This is a genomic window from Bacillus sp. 22475 (genome assembly GCF_052044835.1).
Taxonomy (GTDB): Bacteria; Bacillota; Bacilli; order Bacillales; family Bacillaceae_G; genus Bacillus_A; species Bacillus_A cereus.
Window position 1 is genome coordinate 1 of record NZ_JBQENW010000041.1, and the last position, 25,302, is coordinate 25,302.

Consider the following 25,302-nt stretch of genomic DNA (forward strand, 5'->3'; position numbering starts at 1 on the left):
TTTTCTTACGATTAGTCAACCTGTATTTTTAGGTTTTTACTGGAGTGAATATCAGAATAAACATATACTTATTATCATGCATAACAAAGACCCCTAATATATACTCGTTTTTTGCTAGGGGTGAGATATGATATGATGAATGAAACTATGATATTAGGCCGTTAACCGATAATCATAGTGTATATCATGTGTAATAAGGTGAAAGAGAAGTTTCAAGAACTTATTTACACATGCAATGGACGCAACTTTATGACATTTGTTATAGGGTTGCGTTTTTAATTTATCGTAATACTCAACAATGTGATTTTGTCCGTAACGTCGTTGTTTAATCATGTTCTGGATGATGAGAAAAAGGAGCTTCCGCAAATGTTTATTTCCACGTTTGTTAATTTTATCTTTATAAAAGGTTTTACCTGATTGAAAACGGCGTATATCAATACCTGCAAATGCATTGAGCTGCTTGTTATTGTTAAAACGAGTAATATCTCCTATTTCAGCCATCAAGCGTACTGCAGTATTCGGGCCAATCCCAGGAAGACTGAGAATGATACCGTATTCTGCACGTTGCTCGGCTATATATACCATCTTGTTAATACAGCATTCTTTTTGGTGAAGAAGCTCTTGATAGCGCTTTGCATATAATTTGAGTTGATCACAAAGAACATCGTTCTCAGAAACAGCCGGATAGGAAGTTTTCGCTATTTCAATTATCTGAATCGCTTTTTTCTCGGCTGTAATATTTGATATTTTTTTATTGGTGTTGGCACGAATACGATTTTTTATGATTGTTTTTGAAAGACCTAAAACACAATCTGGGTGGGGGAATAGTTGAACAAAATTTAAAAACAAATCAGATTTACTGGTAAACATTCTTTCCAATTCAGGAAAAGTTAATTGAATTACTTTGTGCATACGACCACGAATTATCGATAATTCACTGTCCAATTCGCTATACCATCTAGAAAGAGATTTTAGCTGATGGAATGAGTTGATAGTTCCATTAGATACCCTTCGGGTAACTGTGAAGTGAGTGAGAGCTAATCGATGTGCGTCGCTTCGGTCGGTCTTATGAATCCGTAAGGAATCACATTGTAGTTTGGCTTCTAATGGGTTTAATAAACAATACGTATACTGGTTATCTTGCATAAATCGTTCTAGCTGCCTGGAATAGATACCTGTTGATTCGAACACAATTTCAGGTAATTCACCAGTATTATCTGCAAGTTCATGAATTTTTTCTTGTAGCTTTTCGAATTCGGGTTTAGAATGCTTGATTTCACTTTCAAATACACATTGTTTTTGTGCATTATAAATTACCATGTAACTTTTACCCATACTGACGTCAAACGCAATTACGTGTTCCATAAAGTTCCTCCTTAGGTGAAATTGAAGTCTTCAACTTACACTTATCGATTCCCATTTCTTATACACGATCTCGAGGACCAACATACTAAAAACTGATTCAAATAAGGTAAGTGAAGAAGGTCAGTTTATTTTACGGATTCAAGATCCCAAAGCACCCACGACCCTTTCTTCACTTCTACTATATAAAAAATAGTAGTGCGAACCAATGCCTTGGTCTGCACTACTAATCTTAGTATGTTTATTTAATATCAGATAAAAAGAGAACACATATTGTATATGACTAATATGTGTTCCCCTTTATTTTTAAAGCTTTTTATAATTTAGGTCTTGATAACGTTTTGGAAAACTTATGGTTCTTTTTGTTTGCGGCAAAGTTATACCCCTGGATTTGAAGAATATTTTTAATGTCGTTTTTTAAATAAAATGACATTGCTTATAAAAGGGGCGTAATGTTTTGAATAAAGTCTCGACGTTTTGTCCCTTAGGATCTGGTTATCTAAAGGGATATTTTTATAGTTCCAAAAAAATCTGAACGGAAAGACCGATTAAGGAATTGTTGAGTAGCAATAAAGTTATTTCATTTTTAGAATGAGTTCTTTCTTTCTTTCTTAGAAAGACCTTCGTCACTATATTATTTAGATTAATTTGGTTGTATTCTCCAGTTCGAACAAATTTTAAAAAATAGTTGTAATTCATCTTGAATTGAAAGATGGATAAAAAATATCTTATTTTCTAGTTAAATTTTAGAAATGATAACTTTTTACACTTTTGGAGTAAAAACTCTTAAGTTTATAGGGATGTACGGTGACTGCCTTGTATGTTATTCAAGGATAGTACTTTATATAAGTATGCAATTGTACATATTCATATAAAGTACATAATACATAAAATCCCATAAAGTTATATCAAAAACATTTTTTCGTATGAACTTTATTAAGATTCAATAATACCAACAAATTTTATGTTTGATTATAGCAGTGAAATGGTATCAACCCCTGAAGTGATACTATTATGAAAACTTTTTGAATATAATTAGAAACAAACAAAAGATTTAATGTCAGAAAAATCAAACATAATATATACGATTTTCTAGTTTACTTATGAAAAATATAGTGATTAAAATGGGGGGAAGTAAGGACCTTATATTCTATTAAAAATAAAGAAAAAAAACGAGATGCACTTACTCTTTTGAAAAAATTTTTTTCCTCAAGTGTGTGTGAAGAAATCCTAACGTTAGGTTGTACAACATTTACGATTAAAACTTGTAAAAAAACAATAGTGAAGAGGTGTAAGGAATGAAGAATAAAATTATGACAGGATTTTTAATAACATCAATTGCTACCGGGGCGACTATTCCTATCAATACTCTCGCAACGCCAATCGTCCAAGCAGAAACAAAACAAGAGAATATAGATATTTCCTCAGCGTTACGAAAAATAGGTGCACACTCCAAATTAACACAAACCTTTATCGATGGAGCCTTAGCAAGTCCGAATGTACAACTTGAAGAAGTTCCATCTTTAAATACAACTCAATTTCTAATTAAACAAGATATGAAAGAGTGGTCATCCGAACTTTATCCCAAATTAATTCTATTAAATTCAAAAAGTAAAGGATTTGTAACTAAATTTAATAGTTATTATCCAACATTAAAAGGATTTGTAGATAATAAGGAAGATAAAGAAGGGTTTACAGATAGACTGGAAGTCCTTCAAGACATGACCATAACAAACCAAGAAAGTGTGCAACGTCAAATTAATGAGTTAACAGATCTAAAACTACAGGTAGATAAGAAGGTGAAAAATCTTGATACTGATGTGGCAAAAGCACAGAGTGTCCTTAATTCAGAGGGAACAGGAAAAATAGATAAGTTAAAAAATGAAATGCTAGATACAAAAAAATCAATTCAAAATGATTTACAGCAAATTGCATTATTACCAGGGGCTTTAAATGAACAAGGGCTAAAGGTATTCCAAGAAATTTATAGTCTATCGAAAGATATCATTGAACCGGCTGCTCAAACAGCAGTAGTAGCGTATAACAAAGGAAAAGAAATAAACAATGCTATTGTAGACGCAGAGAAGAAAGCAGAACAAGAAGCAAAAGAAAAGGGAAAATCAGCTATAGAAATTGAGGCTGCAAAAAAAGAAGCACGTGAAGCGATAGAGAAAAGTAAAAAAGGTGAAATCGCTGCAGCTGCAGTTACAAAAACGAAAGAGTATGATCTTATGAAAGTGATTGATCCTGAAAAAATTAAAAAAACATATAATACTTTTGCTGAAATTAATAAACTAACAGCAGAGCAACGTGCATATTTAAATGATTTAGAGAAACAAAATCAGAAATTATATGACTTAACAACTAAATTAACCGTAGCGGATTTACAAAAATCAATGATTCTTTTCATGCAAAATGATTTGCATACATTTGCTAACCAAGTAGATGGAGAAATTGAGCTAATGAAACGTTACAAAGAGGATTTGGATCTAATAAATAATAGTATTACAAGATTATCGACTGAAGTTGATGCCAATAACACTCAGTCTCAAAAAGATACATTAAGACGATTAAAAAGTGTAACAACTCAACTCGAAGAACAAGTTTATAAATTCTAATATTAAGAACATAGGTTTTTCAAAAAGATTATATTGCAACTGAAAATAAGGAGGAGATCAAATGATGAAATTTCCATTTAAGGTTATAACTTTAGCCACTTTAGCAACGGTTATAACTGCTACGAATGGTAGTACTATTCATGCACTTGCACAAGAACAGACAGCTCAAGAACAGAAAATAGAAAATTATGCGTTAGGACCTGAAGGATTAAAGAAAGCGTTGGCTGCAACAGGCTCTCATATTCTTGTAATGGATTTGTACGCAAAAACTATGATTAAGCAACCGAATGTAAATTTATCTAACATTGATTTAGGTTCAGGAGGAGGAGAATTAATCAAAAATATTCACCTGAATCAGGAACTGTCACGAATCAATGCAAATTACTGGTTAGATACAGCAAAGCCAAACATTCAAAAAACAGCACGTAATATTGTAAATTATGATGAGCAATTTCAAAACTATTACGACACATTAGTAGATACTGTAAAAAAGAAAGATAAGGTGAACCTCAAAGAAGGAATAGGGGATTTAATCGATACAATTCATACAAATTCAAATGAAGTTACGGAAGTCATTAAGATGTTAGAGGCTTTCAAAACAAAGTTGTATACAAATACTGTAGATTTTAAAAATAATGTTGGTGGTCCAGATGGACAGGGCGGATTGACGGCTATATTAGCTGGAAAACAAGCACTAGTCCCACAACTTCAGGCCGAAATTGAGAATTTACGTTCTACACAGAAATCACATTTTGATAATGTATTAGCCTGGTCAATTGGTGGTGGATTAGGAGCTGCTATTTTAGTTATTGGAACGATTGCAGGAGCGGTAGTAATTGTTGTGACTGGTGGTACAGCTACACCAGCTGTTGTTGGTGGTCTTACAGCTCTAGGAGCCGCTGGTATCGGTTTAGGAACAGCTGCTGGTGTCGAGGCATCTAATCATATGAATTCTTATAATGAAATTTCGAATAAAATCGGAGAATTAAGTATGAAAGCTGATCTGGCTAATCAAGCGGTTATTTCACTTACTAATACGAAAGACACGCTAACATATTTGTATCAGACAGTGGATCAAGCAATAATGTCTCTAACAAGTATTCAGCAACAATGGAATAAAATGGGGGCTAATTATAAAGATTTATATGATAATATCGATCAAATGCAAGAACATAAACTTTCATTAATACCTGACGATTTAAAAGCTGCTAAACAAAGTTGGAATGATATTCATAAGGACGCAGAATTCATTTCAAAAGACATTGCTTTTAAACAAGACAACACAAACTAAAAATTAATATATATGTATAGGAGGAATTAAAGTGAATAATAATTTTCCTTATAAACTACTTGCTGTATCGACGTTTTTAACCCTGACAACAACTACTGTAGTTTCTCCAGTAGCTGCTTTTGCAAGTGAAAGTAAAATAGAACAAACGAGTACGGAAGATATATCTCTTTCTGTAAACAGCGAAAAGATGAAAAAAGCTTTGCAAGATGCAGGGGTATTTGCAAAATCCATGAATGATTACTCTTATTTGTTAATTAATAATCCAGATGTTAACTTTGAAGGAATTGATATTAAAGGATATACAAATCTACCTAGTCAGATTGTACAAGATCAAAAGAATGCAAGAGAGCATGCTACAAAATGGGATGCGCACATAAAAAAACAACTTTTAGATACCCTTACAGGAATTGTAGAGTATGATACCACATTTGACAATTATTACGATACATTAGTAGAAGCAATTAATGAAGGAGATGCAGATACATTAAAAGAAGGCATTACAGATTTACAAGGTGAGATTAAACAAAACCAAGCATATACACAGAATTTAATACAAGAACTAGCTAAGTTAAGAGATAGTATTGGAGAAGATGTCCGAGCATTTGGAGGTCATAAAGATATCTTGCAATCGATCTTAAAAAATCAAGCATCTGGAATAGATGAAGATGAAAAACGCCTAAATGATGTTTTAGAGCAAGTAAGACATTTTAAACAAGTAGAATCGGATGGAATAATAACTGTATCAGTTCCCTCAATTCCTACATGGATTGCTGGAGGTGTAATGATAGGGGTAGCAAGAGATAATTTAGGTACGTTAGAGCCGTTATTAGCGCAATTACGCCAAACGGTAGACTATAAAATAACATTAAATCGTGTAGTTGGAGTTGCGTATAATAATATTGCTGAAATGCAAAATGCAATTGGATCAGCTATTAATGCTCTTACCTATATGTCAGCACAATGGCATGATTTAGATTCTCAATATTCAGGAGTACTTAATCATATTGATAAAGCATCCCAAAAGGCAGATCAAAATAAATTTAAATTCTTAAAACCTAATCTGAATGCAGCGAAAGACAGCTGGAAAACATTAAGAGCAGATGCGTTTACATTGAAAGAAGGAATAAAAACATTAAAAATGGATCCTGTTTCTTCAAAAAAATAGGGAAGTACGGTTTTATCGTTTTCCGACAGAAGATTCCTTCCTCAAAAATGTGAAGGTGTGAAACACCAATTTTAGGTGGGAGATGAATGTCGGTTGGCATAAGCCAACATATTTGCTATCATTTACTTGTACAGATTGCTCTTCGAAAACTGAAGACATGAGGTTGGTTGGAGAAAAACGTTGCAACCGTAAAATCTTCAACGTTCTATCGCCCCACGCTTCTCAAAATTGCGAAAACCAAGCTAAAGTAGGTAGTGTGGTAAGTCAGCGTACAAGATACTTATGTTCTCACCGTAGGGACTGCGGGTAGAGCCTGCTAAGATAACTGGTGGATACATCGGTGTTCGCAGGAATCTCCCACAAAAAGTCCGTTAGGACGTTAAGTGGTGAGTAGTTCAATGTAAAGTTTTCTAAAATATAGAGACTTTAAAAACATACTGTTAAATTACCAAATGATTCGTTATATACTAAAAAGGTGGGGTTGTATCAAGAGCTTCACCTTTTTTTATTGTAATTGAATTGTAAAAACAAGTTGCATCTTGTTTCAATTGTGAAAGGGCTTCTTTGGGCCGATTAGTGTATATATAGCTTATTTTGCTATGCACATTTTTAATCGACTTAAAGAAGCCCTTTTTGTATTGTCTTTAAGTTAGGAATCACTTGTACGTAGATCTTCGGGGCTAATAATATGTGAAATAATAAAAAATACATCTATTGTGCTTTTTTGTTTCATTTAGAGGAGAGATTATATGGAGTGCGAGACGTTCTCGTGTAAGTAATGCGCAAGCATAAGCGACAACGAGGACTGTTCTTTATTGTAGTAACAATTACAACAACCAAGAACAGAATAACTGTTCAGACGAGAGGTAGGAATGACGGAGTAACGTCCTGCAACTACCCCAGTAAGATTCCCGACTGCATACGCTAGGTATAGCGTGATGTGGAAAGCAGGGTAAAACATGCAGTCATTATCCGTAGTACCCGATGGGGCAACCGAAAGCCGTTCGGAATAATAGACCAAATGGAATTGATAAAGTACTGTATGCTGTCAACCGACATGGTGAGAATGTGTAAACACTGATGAACTTGTGAATGTACGCCTCGATAAATTTACGGGTCAGAAATGACTCGGGGTCTGAAAATAAGACTTGTCTAACGGACCAGAGATATTCCATAGTCCATAGTCCTAACGTTGTTACAGGCAACGGAGCTAGACACGGGGTATAGCAAGCACCTAAATCGGAGGTCTAACGACCTTTAAAACAATGATAGTCTGAATGGAACGTCGAAAACCACTAGCGTTGAATCTACGATTCTATCGACGGATACAGCTGAATACGAAACAGGCGACTGAGGGAAGTATTCTTAATAGTGGTGAGAGTAGTGGCACGACCATTGAAGATTCTGCAATGGAATTGGAGGAACAGCCACAAGCCTATTTTGTAGGAACTGAAATTTCATCTAATCTTGCATGGATTCTGGTAAGACTCAAAAGGTCACCAAATCAATTGAGAGTAGGTGATAGACCATGAATGACAAGTCTAAGACCACACCAAATGATAAGAAACTAAGACATAACGAATACTACGGTATCCAACCTGTCCTAGACGACTTATACCAAAAAGCAACAAAGAGAAGTTCTTTCAAAAACCTAATGTCTACCATAACGTCAGACGGAAATATACTTCTTGCTTATCGTAACATCAAAGCAAACAAAGGAAGTTTAACATCAGCCTGCGATAATGTAAACATCAAGGATATTGAGAAAATGGAACAAAGCTATTTCTTGAATGAAGTAAAAAGACGCTTTCAAAACTATCAACCTCAAAAAGTAAGGCGCAAAGAGATACCGAAACTTAATGGGAAAACAAGACCCCTAGGAATACCGAGTATGTGGGATAGAATTATCCAACAATGTATTCTACAAGTTTTGGAACCTATCTGCGAAGCACAATTCAGCAAACGAAGTTACGGCTTTCGCCCAAACAGAAGTGCCGAAAACGCCATAGCCGACGCAGCAAAACGTGTAAATCAACAAATCCTTACCTATGTGGTGGATGTAGATATCCAAGGATTCTTTGACGAAGTAAATCATACGAAACTCATGCATCAATTATGGACACTGGGTATTCGAGATAAGCAACTACTAGTCATTATCCGAAAGATACTGAAAGCACCAGTGCAAATGCCCGATGGTACAACCATGTTTCCAACGAAAGGAACACCGCAAGGCGGTATACTTAGTCCTTTACTTGCAAACGTCAATCTGAACGAATTTGATTGGTGGATCAGCAAACAATGGGAAACATTCAAGGCCAAAAGGACACAACCAAGATACTCAAAAGGAATCTGGGATAACTCTAACGTAACAGCCATGTTATCCCGATTTTCCAAGATGAAACCAATGTATATCGTAAGATATGCGGACGACTTCAAAATCTTCACAAACACACGAAGCAACGCTGAGAAAATCTTCAAAGCAACTCAAATGTGGCTAGAAGAACGTCTAAAGTTACCCATCTCACCCGAGAAATCAAAAGTAACCAATCTTAAAAAGCAAGAAAGTGACTTCCTAGGATTCACTCTTAAAGCTGTAAAGAAAGGTAAAAAGAAGAGTGGGGACACACGATATATTGCAGTAACACACGTATCTCCAAAGGCACTAAAAAAGACGAAACAAGACTTAGCAAACCAAGTGAAGAAAATACAGAAAGTCCGAGACTTTATCGAAGCAATAAGGAGAATTAATATATACAACAGCATAGTTATTGGCAAGCACAACTATTATAAAATAGCCACGCATATCTAGGTGAATTGGTGTTCAAACCCGATTGTACAATAAATGAGGAAAAAACAACGTCTCCATTTCCCGTATTTTTTGTAGAAATAGATATTCATCTAGGAAAGCAGGAACTATTTCGTTGGATTAAAGAGCGGCAAAGAATTACACAACAAAGCTTTTTCTTCTTTCCTTCGAATTATTCAAATGAAGTAGCAAAATTAACATGGAACAAGCTAACCTTTGTTGTATCTAGAGTAGATGTAACAGAAGTAAGAGACGCTGAACGAATTGTTCGTCATTGGTTAGGTATGGATATGTACCATGGAAAGAAGAACGAACAACATAAACAAATGCTAATTCAGCTATTAATTCAATCCATGAAGAATGAACAATTGTTTAAAGAAGATGAAAAAGCTAGTACGAAGCTTTTGTATGCTGCAGAGTTTACAAATAGACTGTCTAGATTAATAGAAACAGAGGAAATACTATCCGAAGAGACAAACCATCTCTTTGCAAAGATACTTAAAGAACTAGCTCACGAAGCATATCTCATAGCATAATATATTAATAATAGATATATTTAGAGAGTACCTATACAATAGGTGCTTTCTATATTAAAAAGGCAAGAGGACACTGTATAACAAGTAATATAGGGGGATGATCCATTATGCGCCTATACATATTGGAAATACATTTTGCACAGAAGATAAGCTTCCTTCATGCAAGAACTATAACTGAAGCTATCAAAAGATTTCAGAGAATATATACACAATATGCAGAACAAGTGCCTTCTCATATTAGAGAAGTACATGCAAATGAAACAGTCATTTTGGATATCAGAACAGGTGAAGTACATTGTATAGGAGACAACAACATGCTAAGGAAATGTATAGATAATCTTATGCACTTAAATGCTCCGATTGAATGGATTCCTTCACTTGAAATTCACCAATCTGTAAAACCTAATTTGTTTTCGATTACTATACATAAGGCATGCCTTATAAAAGGAAGTCCTCAATATAACGAGGTTGGGATTACTGTTTGGGAAAGCATTCTTCAGGTATCATTATATGACCATAGAGAGTTTTGGAATGCCTTAAAAAGATTCTTACACATCCAGGTACTTTCTGTATCTGAATTAGAACAATTAATAAAAAATAAATTGTGAAGGTTATAGAAGAGAATAAAGAAGATCATTGAAAAAAGGTAATCAGTAAGAGTGAATCTGCTATGAAAATATAGATGGTAAAAACAAAAGTAAACCAAGTGGGATAAAACTAAAATAAATCGATAAAAGGACGTGTTCTACGAATGAAGTGACCCCTACTGATGAGCTAGTATCGTTACAGCAAGAGCTTTTACAAAAGAAAAAAATAGCCCCTAAGAATAAATTGATGGGATCATTGGTAAAAAAGCCAGTAATAGAAGTACAGGATCCGGAGACAGAAGAAATTCAACCAACTCAATTGAATCAGCAACAGGTAAATAAGGATATTAATTGGTATCAGCAGAAGATTCTTGAATATAAAGAAGAAAATAAAAGTAGCTTAAGAGATATTGCAAAAGAAATAGATATATCACCATCTAATCTTTCAAAACTATTAACAGGCAAAAGAAAAAGGTTAAGTGAAGAAACACATAATAAGTTAGATAAATGGATTGAGCGTCAAGAGGTAGTTAATCTGCTGTAATTTATGGTTTAATATAAATACAAAAAAGCTATTGGAAACAAACGAAATGTGTATATTTCCAATAGCTTTTTTGTATTTATAGTTACGCGGATTAAAAAATAATATCTTTATTAAAATCATAATACATTTATAAATACGTCAAATATAATTTTTACTTCTTCTTTAACAGATTCTCACACCTGTTAAAAATTTCTTAAGAGAATGAGAAAATAGCATTATCTAAATTATTACTATCCCCTAGAAGATATTTCTCTATAACATTAAACCTAGTTTTAAGAGAACATGCCGCTCTATAAGTTCTATAGTGAACGATATCATTTATGCTACCAGTAAACATATAACCATTTTTTCTCGGTCGTTTGGTGTTGCCTGTTATACAATGAGCCTAACAAACAAGTATAAAGGTTTAATTTAACAGTTAACACAAAACACTCCATTAGCGAATGATAATTATATTATTTTGATGTTTACATATTATTATTATATTGACACCGTTTATTCCCACACCTTTTTGTGTTGTTTTCAAGATTGTATGTTGGGTTATGAATCATAACAAATAACAAAGGATAGAATAATAAATTCCTAATAGATAATCGGAATTTAATCATTTTTTTAAAAATTATTTTATTTTAATATTAATTTATTATATAATATAAATAAAGTTGTTATTTTTCACCTTAAAAGTAGTTATTTGTAACATCAAGCATGGGAAATGTAACCTAAGTGATGACATACTATGTATAGGATTTTGAATATTCATTTATCGAAAGCTATATCATACAACTTTCGAATAGTATATAAGAAAAATATAATAGAAAAAAGCCATGAATGATGTACTAACAAACTGTAGAAAAAGAAAAATATCGACACAAAGAGAGCAATTACATCAAGAATGAAAAAGATTTTTTTCTTATTCATAATAATTCACCTCATTTAGTATATGATGCTTCATTTGAAGATTCATATAAACATTAACATTAATTAAGGGGGAGAAACAATGTTTCTGGGAAAAAAAATAAAAAAAGTCAGTATTTTTGCAATGATCTTCACAATGGTTTTCACTTTTACTTCACTAGATTTATTTACAAACAAGGCATATGCAATGCAAAAGCCGGGTCATACTTTTTATAAAGAAGAAGTGCAAATGGTAGGAGTTGATCCAACTAATTATGACAATGAGGCTGCTCTTACCCTTGGCTTGGCTCTGTTAGTTCCGGAATTAACTGCTATACAGTCACTTAATAAAGCATTATCATATTTAGGAATATATTTAAGTGCTAAATCAGTAATAGGGAAATTTGATGAACCACAAGCATTTGAAATTAAAAAGACAATTTATAAAGCAGATGAAGTAAAAAATAATAACTATTGGGGATATTACTATATTACAATTACAAATCGTAATACTGGAAAAACGGTGTCATCTAAAATGTTTGTAATTGGAAAAGTTGCAGCATTCTTTTAATAATTAATACACTTACTTAAGTGATATTTAGAAATTACAAATAGCAATGGCTAATATAATCCATAACTATAAGTTCATTGTTTTATATTAGCCATTTACCGTATATCAAAATAGAATATTTAATAGCTTCTAAGCGTATTTTAAAAGATAAGTATAAGGAATTTCACTACTATTAAAAATAGAATATAGTAAATATTTAAAACCTTAAACGGAGGAGTTTTTTTTGAATAAACTTGTAAAGTTTTCATTCATATTATTTCTATCAATGGGATTATTATTTAGCAATTTCCAAACTTCTTTCGCTTCAGAAAAAGATGATCAAATTATAACTAAAGAAGAGGCCCAACAAAAAGCTGAAATTTATATAAAAAGTATAGGTAAACTATCATATTCTCCATGGATAAATGCTAGCTTAAGTGAAAGTAAAGCTCTAAATGATTTAAAAGGAAACGTACGGGGCTACTTGTTTCAAGTTCAAAAAGATAAAGAAGATTATGGTTATGTTATAGTGAATAGTAAAGTTCATGGCTCATCAATTATAGAATCTACAAGAAAAGGTAGTAACCCTTATAAAGATATACCCGAAGGTCAAGCCATTTATACAGGACCAATACAATATTTGAAAAAAGTAGACAATAAAGTTACGCATCTTCCAAGTGGTAATACTCAAAATGTCGAAGATATCAAAATAGAAGAAAAAAACAATATTAAAGCAGAAAGAAATAACCTAAATAAAAATAGCTTTTCAGGAAAAAAATTTGGTGAGAAAATTATATTAGAAGATGTTTATAATGATAAAGAGATAGAAAACGTTCCTGATTACATGTGGTATAGAGGTTGTACACCAACTGCAGTAGCCAATGTAATAGTATATTGGTCGAACCAAAATTTCCCTAATTTATTTAATATTAGAACGGAATATGTAAACTCACTAATTGATCGATTAGCAGAAGTTATGCATACAACTGACGTAGTAGTCGAGCCCGATGGACGCAGAACAGGGGGAGCTACATATTTTAGAGATATGGTTCCAGGAATTGAAAAATATTGGAACTCGCACGGTTATCCTGTTATAGCAGAGTTTGTAGCGTCCCCAACTTTTGAACAGTATAAAAACGAAATAAAGGGCGGACGTCCAATACTTTTAAACACTAAAGAGCACCCTACATACATAAATCATAATTTAACTGGAATAGCTTATGAAGAGGTCTATATTGCTGATTTAAATGAAAAATTTCAAAACATGGTAGTTCGTGATACATGGTCACCTGAAACTCCAGCAGAAGTAAGATTAGATTACAAAGAAAGTGCCCCATATCTTGATTCAGCCGTAACTGTAAACCCATTTGTATTTTCAGATGTTCCAAAGGGGCATTGGTCATACCAACAAATATCAGCTATGGCAGGCAATAAAATTATGAATGGATATGGAAATGGATATTTTGGTGCGACAGATAATATAACACGTGAACAAATGGCAGCATTGTTATATAGATACCTAAAACCAGGAGATACGAATGATAATCCATATGTCGATATTAAAGATAGTCCGTTTAAGAAAGAAATTTCAGCACTAGCAAAGAAAGGGATTTTTTCCGTAAACTCAGAGAAGAAATTTAATCCTAAAAATACAGCAACTAGGGCAGAAATTGCATCTGTACTAACAAAAGTATTTAACTTAAAAGTAAAAGCTGACTATGAGTTTAATGATATGAAAAATCATTGGGCAAATGAATATGTAAAAGCGATATATAGCAATGGAATTGCTAATGGAACAGGGAATAGAAATTTCAGTCCAAATGACAATGTTACTCGTGAACAAATGGCTGTATTCTTATATAGAGCTATGTATCTGGATCCAAATTATATTCCAACTCCGATTTAAATATTGTTATTCATAAAAAGGCACCTATTTGGAATCATACATCAACTTAAGAAAATGTATAAAATAATGAAATTAAAACACTCTTTCCTGTAGTACTACAGGAAAGAGTGTTTTAATTTACGTATGCTATGTGAAGAATTTTTCGGGAAATTTCTAGCCATTCCCTACACGGACTTGCCTAACAAGCGGGTATGATTCAATAAAAATTTTAGGCACAAAGCCTTGTATCACTCTGATTGTTTGGGTTAAACAATCAGTTCTGAGTCGTTAGTTAATCTCTGGACAAAATTAAATGAAGGAATAGGAACTTGTATCTCAGCCGAAGCGCTTAATAAACGCTGGAACGCACGCACAGTAATATTCCCACACCTTTTTGTATTGTCTTTAAGTTAGGAATCACTTGTACGTAGATCTTCGTGGCTAATAATATGTGAAATAATAAAAAGTACATCTATTGTGCTTTTTTGTTTCATTTAGAGAAGAGATTATATGGAATTTTACAAATTATGGCACAAGAAAAAGAATATGAATATGAGAGTCATTAGTACTCATAATAACCATGAAACAATGAGGCTTTATTTAACAGAAACATATCCTGTCTGCGATTATGTAAGGTACCTAAATGTTTAAAAGTTAAGCACTCCGGTAATACAAATAAAAAATAAAACTAGCGAGATATCTAGAATGAACATTATTATCGATATTACAGAAGGGAAAAAGCTTGTACCCTATATTGTTTTAGTAAGTAAAAGAGGGAATAGTAGTTTAAATATCCAACGTATTGCACAAATCATAAGTCTCTTTAAATTAAATTGTGAGATATTTGCTGCAAATCCGGATGTTACATTGAGGACATTGAGACTTCAGATTCTTTTCTATTAGGGATATATCAGATCTCTTATATTGAGGTAGAAAGAATTTTATAGAACCTTAGACAATAAATCCTTATAAGACTTCAAGCAGTTGTGCGAATATCATCAAGCATTGTAGAACGTTGAAAAACTAGAGAAAACTATAAAATAAATATGTAATAGAAAGGGGAAGAGAAACGCATGTATAATATACTTTCAATATAATTCAATTATCCGAGGGGTGGTTTGGATTAACGAAGAAGTACAAAGGGAACTAGACCTATTAGTACAAAAAATTCGTGAAACCGAGTCTTCTATCCAAAAAATTATCCTTTTTGGCTCTCATGCTTATGGTACACCAAACGAAGACAGTGATTTTGATCTGTGTATTGTTGTGGAAGGTATAGGAGCAAGAAAAAGGGAAGTCATTAATTGTATCAATTGGGGTATTTACGATGTAATGGAAACACCAGTTGATATTTTGGTGTATGGACCGGAAGAGTTTCAAGAACGTGCTAATCGCAATGTAACCATGGAGCATAAAATTGCGCTAGAGGGGAAGGTTCTATATGAGAAATACTAAGGATCTAACAGAGTGGCTATTCATAGCAAAATCCGATTTAGATTCTGCTAGTTACTTACCTCATATGAAACCTTTCTCCAAACATTATTTGCTATTATAGCCAACAATGTTTGGAGAAACTTTTAAAAAGATTTCTTGCACTAAACGGTAGACCCCTCCCTAAAACTCATAATCTTTTAATGCTGCACAAATCTTGTCGTAGATTAGATGGGAAGTTCTCATTAATTTTAGAACAATGCGTGCAGCTGAATGATTATGCTACAGATATTCGTTATCCGTATTTCGAAGCCCTTACCGTTCAAGATGGGTTAATGGCTATACAACATGCTCAAAAGGTAATGAGCTTCTATAACAAAAAATTAAACAAGCTAAATATACATGAAATCGTAATTGATTAAAAATAGAAGATATACATAAGAGAGAGTTCCTATAGCAAGGGACTCTCTTTTTCTATCTAAAAAACGAGGAGAAATGCTCCATAATAGTATAAAATGATACTTTTCTATGGGATGCGATTGCTGTAGATCTAAAATAAAATTCGATTATTTATAATAAAGATTGATAAAAGAACCTGTGTTGATATGATCTTAGGGTCATCCAAATTGCGTGACCTCATTGATAAAAATAAATGGGTTAATCATTAGACACTTTATTGGAAGGAGAGAGAATTATGTTTTTTATAGCATATTTGCCTATTTTTCTGTACTTATTATTAGAATTTTATAGAAGTTCACCTATTAAAGAAGAAAAACAAAATAGTGGTTCTAGTTTTTTTATCGGAGCAGTTTTAGCCTTGATGATAACCATTCCAGAGATTATGTATTTCTTTACAATAAATAAGGTTAATTCATTTCTGTTTTTTGGTGTTATTGTTGGGCTAATTGGTGTATGGATTAGATTTTCTTCAATGAATACATTAGGGCGATTTTACAGTAGGAACGTCGGAATGCAGGGGGAACATAAGTTAATTCAAAGCGGTCTGTATAAATATATTCGCCATCCTGGTTATTTAGGTTCTTTTCTGACCTTTTTAGGGTTTGCTATATCTTCATCTTCGTTCATTGCCATTATCATAAATATCTTTTTATTTTTCCTTGCGTATTCGTATCGTATAAAAGTTGAAGAGAGAACTCTTGTTACACTATTTGGTGAACAATATAAACAATATCAGTCCAAGACTTGGCGAATTATTCCGTTTCTATACTAGAAATTATAGGAGAAAGTTCAAAATAAGTTACTAAAGTCATTTTTCCTTATTCAGCTCTTAATTCAATCCATGAAGAATGAACAGTTGTTTAAAGAAGATGAAAAAGCTAGTACAAAGCTTTTGTACGCTACAGAGTTTACAAATAGACTTTCTAGATTAATAGAAACAGAGGAAATACTATCCGAAGAGATAAACCATCTCTTTGCAAAAATACTTAAGGAATTAGGAAACGAGGCTTTTTTAATAGATTAACATATAAATAGAAGCTATATTTAAAGAGAGTACCAGTAACGTAGGTACTTTCTTTAAATTAAAAGTAAGATGATACAATGTATCAATTAATATATAGAAAATATAGGGGGATTAATAATTATGCGCCTATACATATTAGAAATTACTACGGAACATAAAATCAGTTTTATTAATGCGACATCAATAGAAAAGGCCATAGAAGCATTTAAAAGGATATATAAACATTATGAAGAACAAGTACCATTTTACGTTAGAGAGATACATCCGAGTGAAAAAATCATAATGGATACAATAAGCGGTGAAATACATTGTATAGGAGACAATAGCGTTCTAAAGAAATGTTTGGAGAATCTTATGCACTTATATACCCCGATTGATTGGGTTCCTACACTTGTACTATATCAAGATATAAAAGCTGATCCGGTTTCGTTTACTATACATAAAGCATGCCTTATAAAAGGAAATCCTGAATATAACGAGGTGGGGATGAATGTTTGGAAAAGCGCTCTCCAGGTATCGTTAGATGACCACAGAGAGGTTTGGAATGCCCTAAAGACATTTTTACACATCCAGGTACTTTCTGTATTCGAATTAGAACAAGTAATCAAAGTTAATGAAATAAGGTGATAATAATGGAATTCGAAGAACTTATACAGTTTGTAGAAGAAAATAAGCAAAAGCATTTTCAAGATATAATTAGTCAGAACGAAGCTGCAATTAAAAAGATAGATGCGGAAAAGTAAGAAGTAATCAAAGAAAAATATATTAATAAGAAGACGTGATGTTTTGAATAAAGTCGCGACGTTTATAAAAAAGTTGCGATGTTTTGCCCCTTTGGATCTGTTTATCTAAAGGGGTGTTTTTATAGTGAAAAGTGAAAAGAAGATCTGAGCTGAAAGGCGGATTAAGGAACCGTTGAGTAGCAATAAAGTTACTCAACTAAAGGGCCAGTTTGTGGAGGATTTTAAAAAAGGATTTTGAAGTCTTTTGGTGAAAATTAAATATTAAATCTATAAAAGATAGAGGTTGTTGTGATGTTGAAACTGTTTCAATATAACTGGCAAGTCCGTGATGATTGGTTTACATTGTGCGAAGACATACCAGATGAAGAACTATTAAAGAAACGGGTCGGTGGGTTCGGCAGTATACTACATACCCTATTTCACATTGTAGATGTGGAATATATGTGGATCTTAGGTTTGCGAGGTGAACCAGTGCCTGAGGAGCCATTGTTTGAGGATTATGCTAGCTTACAAAAAGTGAAAAATCTTTCAGCTCAATACCATGAGAAAGTGAAGCCATTTGTGACATCTTGGACAAATGAAATGGATTCTCGGAAACTTTCAGAAACTGATTTCAATGAAGAACCGATTAACTCTAGAGACGCACCAATCAGGCGCCGAGTCATTGAATGTACACACGGAGAGATCATACGTCATGTCATTGTCCACGAAATCCACCATATTGGCCAGTTATCTATATGGGCACGTGAAATAGGAAAGGAGCCTGTTTCAGCAAATCTGAGAGGAAGAGGGCTATTCGATAATTAGACTGCCTTTGCCAATTTCACAAACGGGCGCGATTGTTGAACAACATAGGTAGAAATGATCAAACTTTTTTATAAAAACCAAACTTAAATCTGCTGGGGAAGAATCCATTTTGATCAATCTTTTTCAAAATAGATTCTTTTTATTTATCGTAAAACTTTGGATTGCGAGGTATTTTTGATCAAACTTTATTTCAAAGCTACAACTGTAAATATTGATAATATCTTTTTAAAGATATTTTAGTTTTGAACCCCATCCTACTTACCAACTCATCTTCAGTTAATCCTTGCTTAATAAGACGGAGAATAAAAGTGTTTCTCATCTGCTGTGCAGAGATACGCCTATTTAATTCCGCACGTTTCATTTCAAGTCGTATCATCTTTTGTATAGCAACTTCAGACAATGCTTTTGGCGCATCCTTTTCGTACACCCAACGATACGTACCTCGATTAAAATCAAATGCCACAAATAGAGGATTATCTGTGTGTTGTCTAGGTCTTACGGGTTCCGGAATAGTCATGTAATATTTATAAAGCTGCTGCTTATCTTCCAAAGTTAAAGAGACAGACCTAGTTGCTCCATTTTCTCCAGGTACCATTAAGATATTTTTAGCAAACTGTATATGGCTCATATTAAGCGATACAAGCTCTCGCAAGGACAACCCATAGTTTACTACTAAATTTATAATACAAACGTTTCTATCCATAATAAGAGGGCGATATTTAGCTTGTCTTTCCGTTAACCCCTTTGTTGATAGAACAGTTTGTTTTAAAAGCTTTTCTTCCATTTCGGTAATAAAATCATTATCATTTAGTGATTGATCCGGAATTAAAGAGAGATTAATACCATCCAATGGACTAACTATACCTAAAAACATGTGTAACTTCTTTAAAACCATCCATAGTCTGTGTCTTGTTTTCTGAGAATATTTACGCTTGTTTTCTAACTCAGAGAAATACGTCTGATAGTCCGCTTCAGAAAGTTCACTCCATGATTTAATATGTAGGAGTTTCTCACTTGCTCTTAGCCACTTATAAAAATCTTTTATATCGTAAGCATAACGTTCAATTGTGAATTGTTTCCGTCCTTTTTCTGTTAAGTAAGCAGAAAAGGCTGCTAATGTTTCTTCTAAATTAATGTTTTCGCTCATTATAATCACCTAATTTCTTAAGATTTATTATAACAGAACATAAGTAAAAGACCTGCTACCGCCCTTTGCTACGCACGGTTACTGGCATCTCCAAAACGCAAACGGATACTCTGTAAAATAAAGAAATGACAATAGCTATCCTGTCTTACAAAAACAAGAGAATTTATATAATGTGTAACATTATATAAATATTGATACACCACTTTCATTAAGTGGTGTACTTTTTTAATTTTATAGACCCTAATATGATCTATTTACACCACCAACAACACATCTTCATGAATAGCACATTTACAGTAACAAGTACTTTAGTTACAATAAAAGTATATTTTTTGAATATTCAATCTGAATTCCGCTAAATTATCAAAGAAGCAAAGTAAACCAATCTACGACCTTACCAAATATGATTACGAAGTAATAGGAAATTAGAAACAGCATGAATATCAACCCAACCTTCCTCTCTTCAATTGAGTAGAAGAATGATTTGTTTATTTTGTCTGTTAGGAGATTTTAAAAATGCAAAATAGTTATTACCACTTGTATTGCCCAAAGGGTGTACAAAGCCGATACAAATTGCTTGTGTTTAACGACAGTAATGAGCCATTTTTGCCGCTAACTGACTTTTATGATGATGTCAGTAAAAAAATCTCAGAGAGTTCGGCACTGTCTTATCTACAATGCCTTTTACCATTCTTTAGTTGGGTGGATAAATACAGCGTTTATCAAGGTAAACGTGTTCAATGGAGCGATTTTCCAGAAGCCATACGTATTGCTGTAGAAGATTATTTGATGGATCAAATGGCTTGTAAAGTTCGAGAAAAGGATTCTTTTCGTTTTATCAATCGTTCCAATAGAAGCCCCAATACAGTTCACCTTTTTCTTTCGGCTCTCAAGTCGTTTTACAACTCCTTGATTACACTGAGGCAATACAGCTATCCCAATCCCCTTATCGACTCTCACGCAATATTAAATGAATATAAAGCAAATACAGAAGGTGTGAGAGAAAATAAACCGCGACTACCTGATAAGGCCGGAACGGAAGACCCGCTTGTACATAGACGTTTGACAGATTCCTACTTTAAGCTCATTAACGAGGAATGGCAACCTGAAATCATTGATGATCATCTTCTCTACCATAAAATCAAACAAGCTGGTAATCAAGTTAATTGGTCATTACGAGAGAAGGTCATCGTCCGTATGTTATTTGAGACAGGAGCAAGAGTATCCGAAATAATTAAACTTACAATTGGAGATTATCGTTCCCGTAAGTCCTTTCAAGAAGTTAAAACATTTAGTAAAGGCAGTCATGGTCGTAGGGTGAAATTTCTTCGCTTTAGCAAAGATACCACGAAACTCCTGTTTCAATATATCAACAAGGAACGGAAAATATTTGACTCTGCAGGGCGGAATTTTTATTTGCTACCTAACGATGCACCAATGTTCCTGACGGAACGAGGGACCCCTTTGTCATATCAGACCTGGTATCCGCACTGGAATAAGGCCATGACATTGATGGACATAAGGTTAAACCCACACAAAATAAGACATTGGTTTGTTACGACCAGTATGCGTGAAATTTATAATATCTCCAAAACTGATGCAGAAATCACCCAACGTAAAAATGAACTTATTAAATATATGAAGTGGAAACAAAAAGAAACAATTGAAGTTTATGAACACCACTTTGATGAAGAAAGGCATCGAGGTTTTCATGACAAGATGCTTGAACATATAGCAAAGAAGGAAAAGGAGTACATGAATCAATCAAAACAAAAACGAATAAAAAAGGCAGAACTGACCATTGTAGACACAGCAAAAGACATAGAGTTAGAAGTGGATATACAAGTTCTACTGGATGATTTTGAGGGTGAATTATGGCAACAATAATAGACCTACCTATCTCCCCATTTTATAATGAATTAATAGGAAAAGTAGATGAACACATTCTGCATTTGCAGGATAACAGAGGTTTGTTTTTGTTAGATAAATTAGACGAAAAACCTATAAAATATCTTCTCGGTTATTGTCTAAATACACTTTGGAAGAATCAATTGTTATTAAATATGTTCCTTAGTGGAGAAAGAAATTTAGATGTTGAAACTATTTATTCTGCGACCGGAATATTGAATATAAGACTTAGAGAAATATTTTATGCTTATAATTTACAAACTTTTGCTGATTTTGATCCAGAAAAACACATATACGAGTATATGAAAGGAATCATTTGTCCTGAACATTCAAATGATCAGAAAGCAAAGTTTTTACGTTGCTATAACTTAGCTTCCTACTCAATTAACAAATGGTTTACAGCAAGGTTAAGTCAAAAACAACAGGAGTATTTTGAGCAATACTTACTCCCTACGCCTATGTTTGATAACCGAGATTTCTCGGTTTCTAAACAAGCAAGGGAACAAGCTCAAAACACTCGTAAGAGTGAGACAGACGTCATTGTCCCTTACCTTCCTCAGATTCGGGCGGAAGCAAATTTCCGATGGAGTTTGATGCAAAGATTGCGAAAAGCCTTTCTAACAGTTTGTAGGCAAGCTAAAAAGGACGATATCACATTACCCTTAGAATTTCATTACGATGAGCCTGAACGTATTGGAGAGAGGTTTTACTTCCGCTTATGGGATAAATCTTCCTTTGTTCTATATCACAAAGAGAAATTTACAGAAGGAGTTGTAAAATTAGCAAAAAAGCGTAAAGGAACGTATTCAGAGGAGAAGCAGAATTATTTTATAGAGTTTGTGAAAGCTGAACGCTTGGAAGATAACGATACAGTAGAAGGCCTATGGTTTGCAGAAATCCTGCAAGAAGGCGTATTAGGAGATTGGTCTCAAAATGCGACGGATGAAGAGTTAAAACGGAAACGAGAACTCCTATTCTCATGGGGATATGGCGAAGAAGGATCAATCACTAATCCTAAACCTTTCCAATCTATGCACAAAGGAATTCTATCTACAAATAGCTTTGGTTCTCTTCTCAACAATAAAGCTGAAGGTATTCTATTTGACGTACAATCTTTTTATGTCGCAGCAACCTTCGGTCTGTTAGCAATAGACATTTTGACGACAACAGGGGCAAGAATTAATGAATTACTACAAATTAACTCTTCAGAAAATGGTCTGCGGGCTATGAAAATAGGTGGCGATTTAAAGTTTTCTTTCTACGCTGTCCCAAAAGGACGAGATACAGTTGAGTCTTACCCAATTAGTAAGCATACCTTTCAACTAATAAAGAGAGTCAATTTGATGCTGAAAGAGCATTATCAAGGAGAAATTCCGAGTGTAAAGTATCGCGGGAGAAGGACACGCCTGTTTCCAGAGCCAAAACCTTATTTCTTTCAATATAATGAGAAAGCATTCACACATCCTGTCATTTATTCGTGTCTCCGTTTTCTCTTGCATGGATTATATTTCGAGACGCAAGAAGGAAAACCTATTACCTTTAAAGCACACCTATTACGTCATGCGTTCGCAACAGAAGCTGTTCAACGCCATGAAATTCCCATTGATATTGTAGCGAAAATCCTGCATCAGCGTGATTTGAACGTAACAAAATATTACTCTGAACCCACTACAAGTCAAGTAGCTGAAAAGGTTGGAGAATTGCATAGTGTAATTTCAAACTATGTTGACTTAGATGAAGCGATTCTTCGGAGTCCTGAAGAACTTCAGAAGGAATGGGAGGAACACAAAGCAAAAGTAGGTGTATATAACAATGTACTGGGCGGTACTTGCGTTACAGATAAAGTTTGTCCTGTAAAAATGGCATGTTTAGGATGTGTAGCAAAAATTCCGCAACCTGAAAAGAAACATGAACTATTTGAAATTGTCGAATTATCTAAGGATATGGAAAAGCGATTTATTTCTATGGGGTTAACACTTGAAGTGAATAAGGCAAAACAGATGCGAAAACTTGCAAGGAATGAATTAAAAGAGATTGAATTAATTGAAAAATATCGGGAGGAACAGACACATGAGCCACACATTTTCTTCAAGAAATAATCGAACATGGCTCAACGGAGTTTATGAATCACGTAGCCAACGTTCTCTTCTGTTAGGGAAGGGGGCAATTGACCTTCTGGTCAAACAAAACCTACCTGTTACATTAAAAACTGTATCGGAGAAGTCCAAAGAGATTGATTCCGAAGGAAAAGGGATTCACCCCAACACAATTACGACAAATTCCGAATTGAATGAGTATTATAAACAACACAGCAAAACATACAAGAAAAAATCAAATTCTAATCAGTCTCTACAAAAGCGTTCTGTTGCCTTTCCTCCTGTTGATTATCGCCGCATAAGTGCAGAACGAAACATAGAAAATGCAAAAAGAAAGTATATGAAAATGTCAAAAAAAGAACTTGTACAGCGACTACTCTTGGCGGAGCAATATATTGCAGAAAACAATCGAACGTGGATAGAGGAGCAATTTAAGAAATTTAAGTAAGTTCTCTTGGTTAAATCACCCTAAGTTTCATTAAATATTCTTTTTCAACAACCAAGGTTTTACTTTGGGTACAGATCGCAAAGTGAAAAAAACACGCTAAGGATTTTCCGAATCATTTTAACACTAATTTAAATTGTATTGTATTCGAAATTAGATAGACCATTTCGATAAGTTGTATTGTATTAGGTGCTAGTTAAATTTAAAAGATTTCATTAAAATAAGGTGTAATATAGATTTTAATTTTTTAATGGAGGAAAAATTATGGAACGAGTCGATGTAGTATATGCACTTATTTATGATGATACAAACAGAAAAATTCTTATGGTCGGAAACAAACGTGAAAATGGTAGTGAATGGAGCCTCCCAGGAGGGGCAAGAGAAAGTGGAGAAACTTTGGAACAGGCAATTATCCGTGAGACATTTGAAGAAACAGGGTTAACAGTTGAAATTAAAGATGTATTTGCTATTAATGAAAAGTTTTTTCCACATGCACATGCTGTAATATTCACTTTTGTAGCTAGAATAGTCGGAGGCGAAATATCTATTCAAGACAAAAATGAAATTACTGATATTAGTTGGATAAACATAAAAGAAGCTGAAGAAATTATGTTTTATTTCCCTGATGGCGTTCAAAATTTATTAGAAAAAAGACTAGTAGCTCCTTACTACTTCCAAACCAAGTAGAACAAAAAGAGCGATTACATAGTTTAAAACATTTAGAAAGCTAATTCTATCTATATATTAAGAAAGAATTAGCTTTTTGGTATTTATTTTTCTTAGCCTGGTTATTTCCGAAATGCTGGCGGTACCCTTACTTGATGACAGCCAATACAAATGTTGTGGTAAATGAGGTCATTTGTGATACAAAAAGAGGATAGAACATACAGAATAATTCTGTTTGTATCTATCCTCTTCTTTTCTTCTTATATAATGTGTAACATTATATATTTATTCTTGTTGAAGCAAATATGGATTCAAATTTCTTGAATCTAAATAAAATA

Annotated in this window: 17 protein-coding genes and 5 pseudogenes; 20 read left to right on the forward strand and 2 right to left on the reverse strand. The window is 33.5% G+C overall.

The window, feature by feature from the left end; translation table 11 throughout:
- Positions 1–153: 153 nt before the first annotated feature.
- Positions 154–1,365 carry an IS110 family transposase gene (locus ACTJJY_RS29340; RefSeq protein ID WP_440605350.1) on the reverse strand — a complete coding sequence of 404 codons (1,212 nt, stop codon included), beginning with the start codon at positions 1,363–1,365 and terminating at the stop codon, positions 154–156.
- Positions 1,366–2,660: 1,295 nt separating this feature from the next.
- Between ACTJJY_RS29340 and hblC the strand changes: the two genes are divergently transcribed.
- The 16 genes and pseudogenes from hblC to ACTJJY_RS29420 all read left to right on the forward strand — a co-directional run bounded on the left by hblC (position 2,661) and on the right by ACTJJY_RS29420 (position 18,702).
- Positions 2,661–3,980, forward strand: a complete 1,320-nt coding sequence (gene hblC / locus ACTJJY_RS29345) for a hemolysin BL lytic component L2 (protein WP_098277370.1) — start codon at positions 2,661–2,663, stop codon at positions 3,978–3,980.
- 61 nt (positions 3,981–4,041) lie between these two features.
- Positions 4,042–5,271, forward strand: a complete 1,230-nt coding sequence (hblD, locus tag ACTJJY_RS29350; protein ID WP_081252976.1) for a hemolysin BL lytic component L1 — start codon at positions 4,042–4,044, stop codon at positions 5,269–5,271.
- 31 nt (positions 5,272–5,302) lie between these two features.
- Entirely contained in the window at positions 5,303–6,436 is a 1,134-nt protein-coding gene (hblA, locus tag ACTJJY_RS29355) for a hemolysin BL binding component B (protein WP_097920759.1), read from the forward strand.
- Between the two features lie 1,277 nt (positions 6,437–7,713).
- Positions 7,714–7,968, forward strand: a complete 255-nt coding sequence (locus ACTJJY_RS29360) for a hypothetical protein (RefSeq protein WP_440607234.1) — start codon at positions 7,714–7,716, stop codon at positions 7,966–7,968.
- Positions 7,965–9,239, forward strand: a pseudogene (gene ltrA, locus ACTJJY_RS29365) (group II intron reverse transcriptase/maturase); the annotation flags it as partial. The gene ACTJJY_RS29360 and the pseudogene ltrA, both read left to right, overlap by 4 nt.
- Positions 9,233–9,778: pseudogene (locus tag ACTJJY_RS29370) on the forward strand (phosphoadenosine phosphosulfate reductase); the annotation flags it as partial. The pseudogenes ltrA and ACTJJY_RS29370, both read left to right, overlap by 7 nt.
- A 107-nt stretch (positions 9,779–9,885) precedes the next feature.
- A complete protein-coding gene (locus ACTJJY_RS29375; RefSeq protein WP_088021016.1) occupies positions 9,886–10,386 on the forward strand; it encodes a hypothetical protein in 501 nt (166 codons plus the stop codon).
- 148 nt (positions 10,387–10,534) lie between these two features.
- Positions 10,535–10,909: pseudogene (locus ACTJJY_RS29380) on the forward strand (hypothetical protein); the annotation flags it as partial.
- Between the two features lie 997 nt (positions 10,910–11,906).
- Positions 11,907–12,374, forward strand: coding sequence for a hypothetical protein (locus tag ACTJJY_RS29385; protein ID WP_088021014.1), 468 nt, complete (start codon positions 11,907–11,909; stop codon positions 12,372–12,374).
- Between the two features lie 223 nt (positions 12,375–12,597).
- Positions 12,598–14,259: an S-layer homology domain-containing protein gene (locus ACTJJY_RS29390; protein WP_223618213.1), complete on the forward strand. Its 1,662-nt coding sequence runs from the start codon at positions 12,598–12,600 to the stop codon at positions 14,257–14,259.
- Positions 14,260–15,351: 1,092 nt separating this feature from the next.
- Positions 15,352–15,693, forward strand: coding sequence for a nucleotidyltransferase domain-containing protein (locus ACTJJY_RS29395; protein ID WP_097987515.1), 342 nt, complete (start codon positions 15,352–15,354; stop codon positions 15,691–15,693).
- A pseudogene (locus ACTJJY_RS29400) lies at positions 15,680–16,091 on the forward strand (HEPN domain-containing protein). The gene ACTJJY_RS29395 and the pseudogene ACTJJY_RS29400 overlap by 14 nt, the downstream one beginning before the upstream one ends.
- Before the next feature lie 272 nt (positions 16,092–16,363).
- On the forward strand, positions 16,364–16,900 hold the full coding sequence (locus tag ACTJJY_RS29405) for a methyltransferase family protein (protein WP_088021011.1): 537 nt from the start codon (positions 16,364–16,366) through the stop codon (positions 16,898–16,900).
- A 45-nt stretch (positions 16,901–16,945) separates the two neighbouring features.
- Positions 16,946–17,152, forward strand: a pseudogene (locus tag ACTJJY_RS29410) (phosphoadenosine phosphosulfate reductase); the annotation flags it as partial.
- A gap of 120 nt (positions 17,153–17,272) precedes the next feature.
- A complete protein-coding gene (locus ACTJJY_RS29415) occupies positions 17,273–17,779 on the forward strand; it encodes a hypothetical protein (RefSeq protein ID WP_088021010.1) in 507 nt (168 codons plus the stop codon).
- Positions 17,780–18,186: 407 nt separating this feature from the next.
- Positions 18,187–18,702 (forward strand): DinB family protein, encoded by a 516-nt coding sequence (locus ACTJJY_RS29420; RefSeq protein WP_088021009.1) that lies wholly within the window; start codon positions 18,187–18,189, stop codon positions 18,700–18,702.
- A gap of 196 nt (positions 18,703–18,898) precedes the next feature.
- Here ACTJJY_RS29420 and ACTJJY_RS29425 read toward each other — a convergent pair whose 3' ends face one another.
- Positions 18,899–19,849: a tyrosine-type recombinase/integrase gene (locus ACTJJY_RS29425; protein WP_440607235.1), complete on the reverse strand. Its 951-nt coding sequence runs from the start codon at positions 19,847–19,849 to the stop codon at positions 18,899–18,901.
- A 516-nt stretch (positions 19,850–20,365) separates the two neighbouring features.
- On the opposite strand from ACTJJY_RS29425, the gene ACTJJY_RS29430 reads away from it, so the two are divergent.
- From ACTJJY_RS29430 to ACTJJY_RS29445, 4 genes are all read left to right on the forward strand, one after another.
- Complete coding sequence (locus ACTJJY_RS29430; RefSeq protein ID WP_440607151.1) at positions 20,366–21,736, forward strand: tyrosine-type recombinase/integrase; 1,371 nt, start codon at positions 20,366–20,368, stop codon at positions 21,734–21,736.
- Complete coding sequence (locus ACTJJY_RS29435) at positions 21,724–23,856, forward strand: site-specific integrase (RefSeq protein ID WP_440607150.1); 2,133 nt, start codon at positions 21,724–21,726, stop codon at positions 23,854–23,856. The genes ACTJJY_RS29430 and ACTJJY_RS29435 overlap by 13 nt, the downstream gene beginning before the upstream one ends.
- A complete protein-coding gene (locus ACTJJY_RS29440; RefSeq protein WP_061885110.1) occupies positions 23,828–24,301 on the forward strand; it encodes a hypothetical protein in 474 nt (157 codons plus the stop codon). The genes ACTJJY_RS29435 and ACTJJY_RS29440 overlap by 29 nt, the downstream gene beginning before the upstream one ends.
- Before the next feature lie 261 nt (positions 24,302–24,562).
- A complete protein-coding gene (locus ACTJJY_RS29445) occupies positions 24,563–24,985 on the forward strand; it encodes an NUDIX hydrolase (RefSeq protein ID WP_042596292.1) in 423 nt (140 codons plus the stop codon).
- Positions 24,986–25,302: the final 317 nt, after the last annotated feature.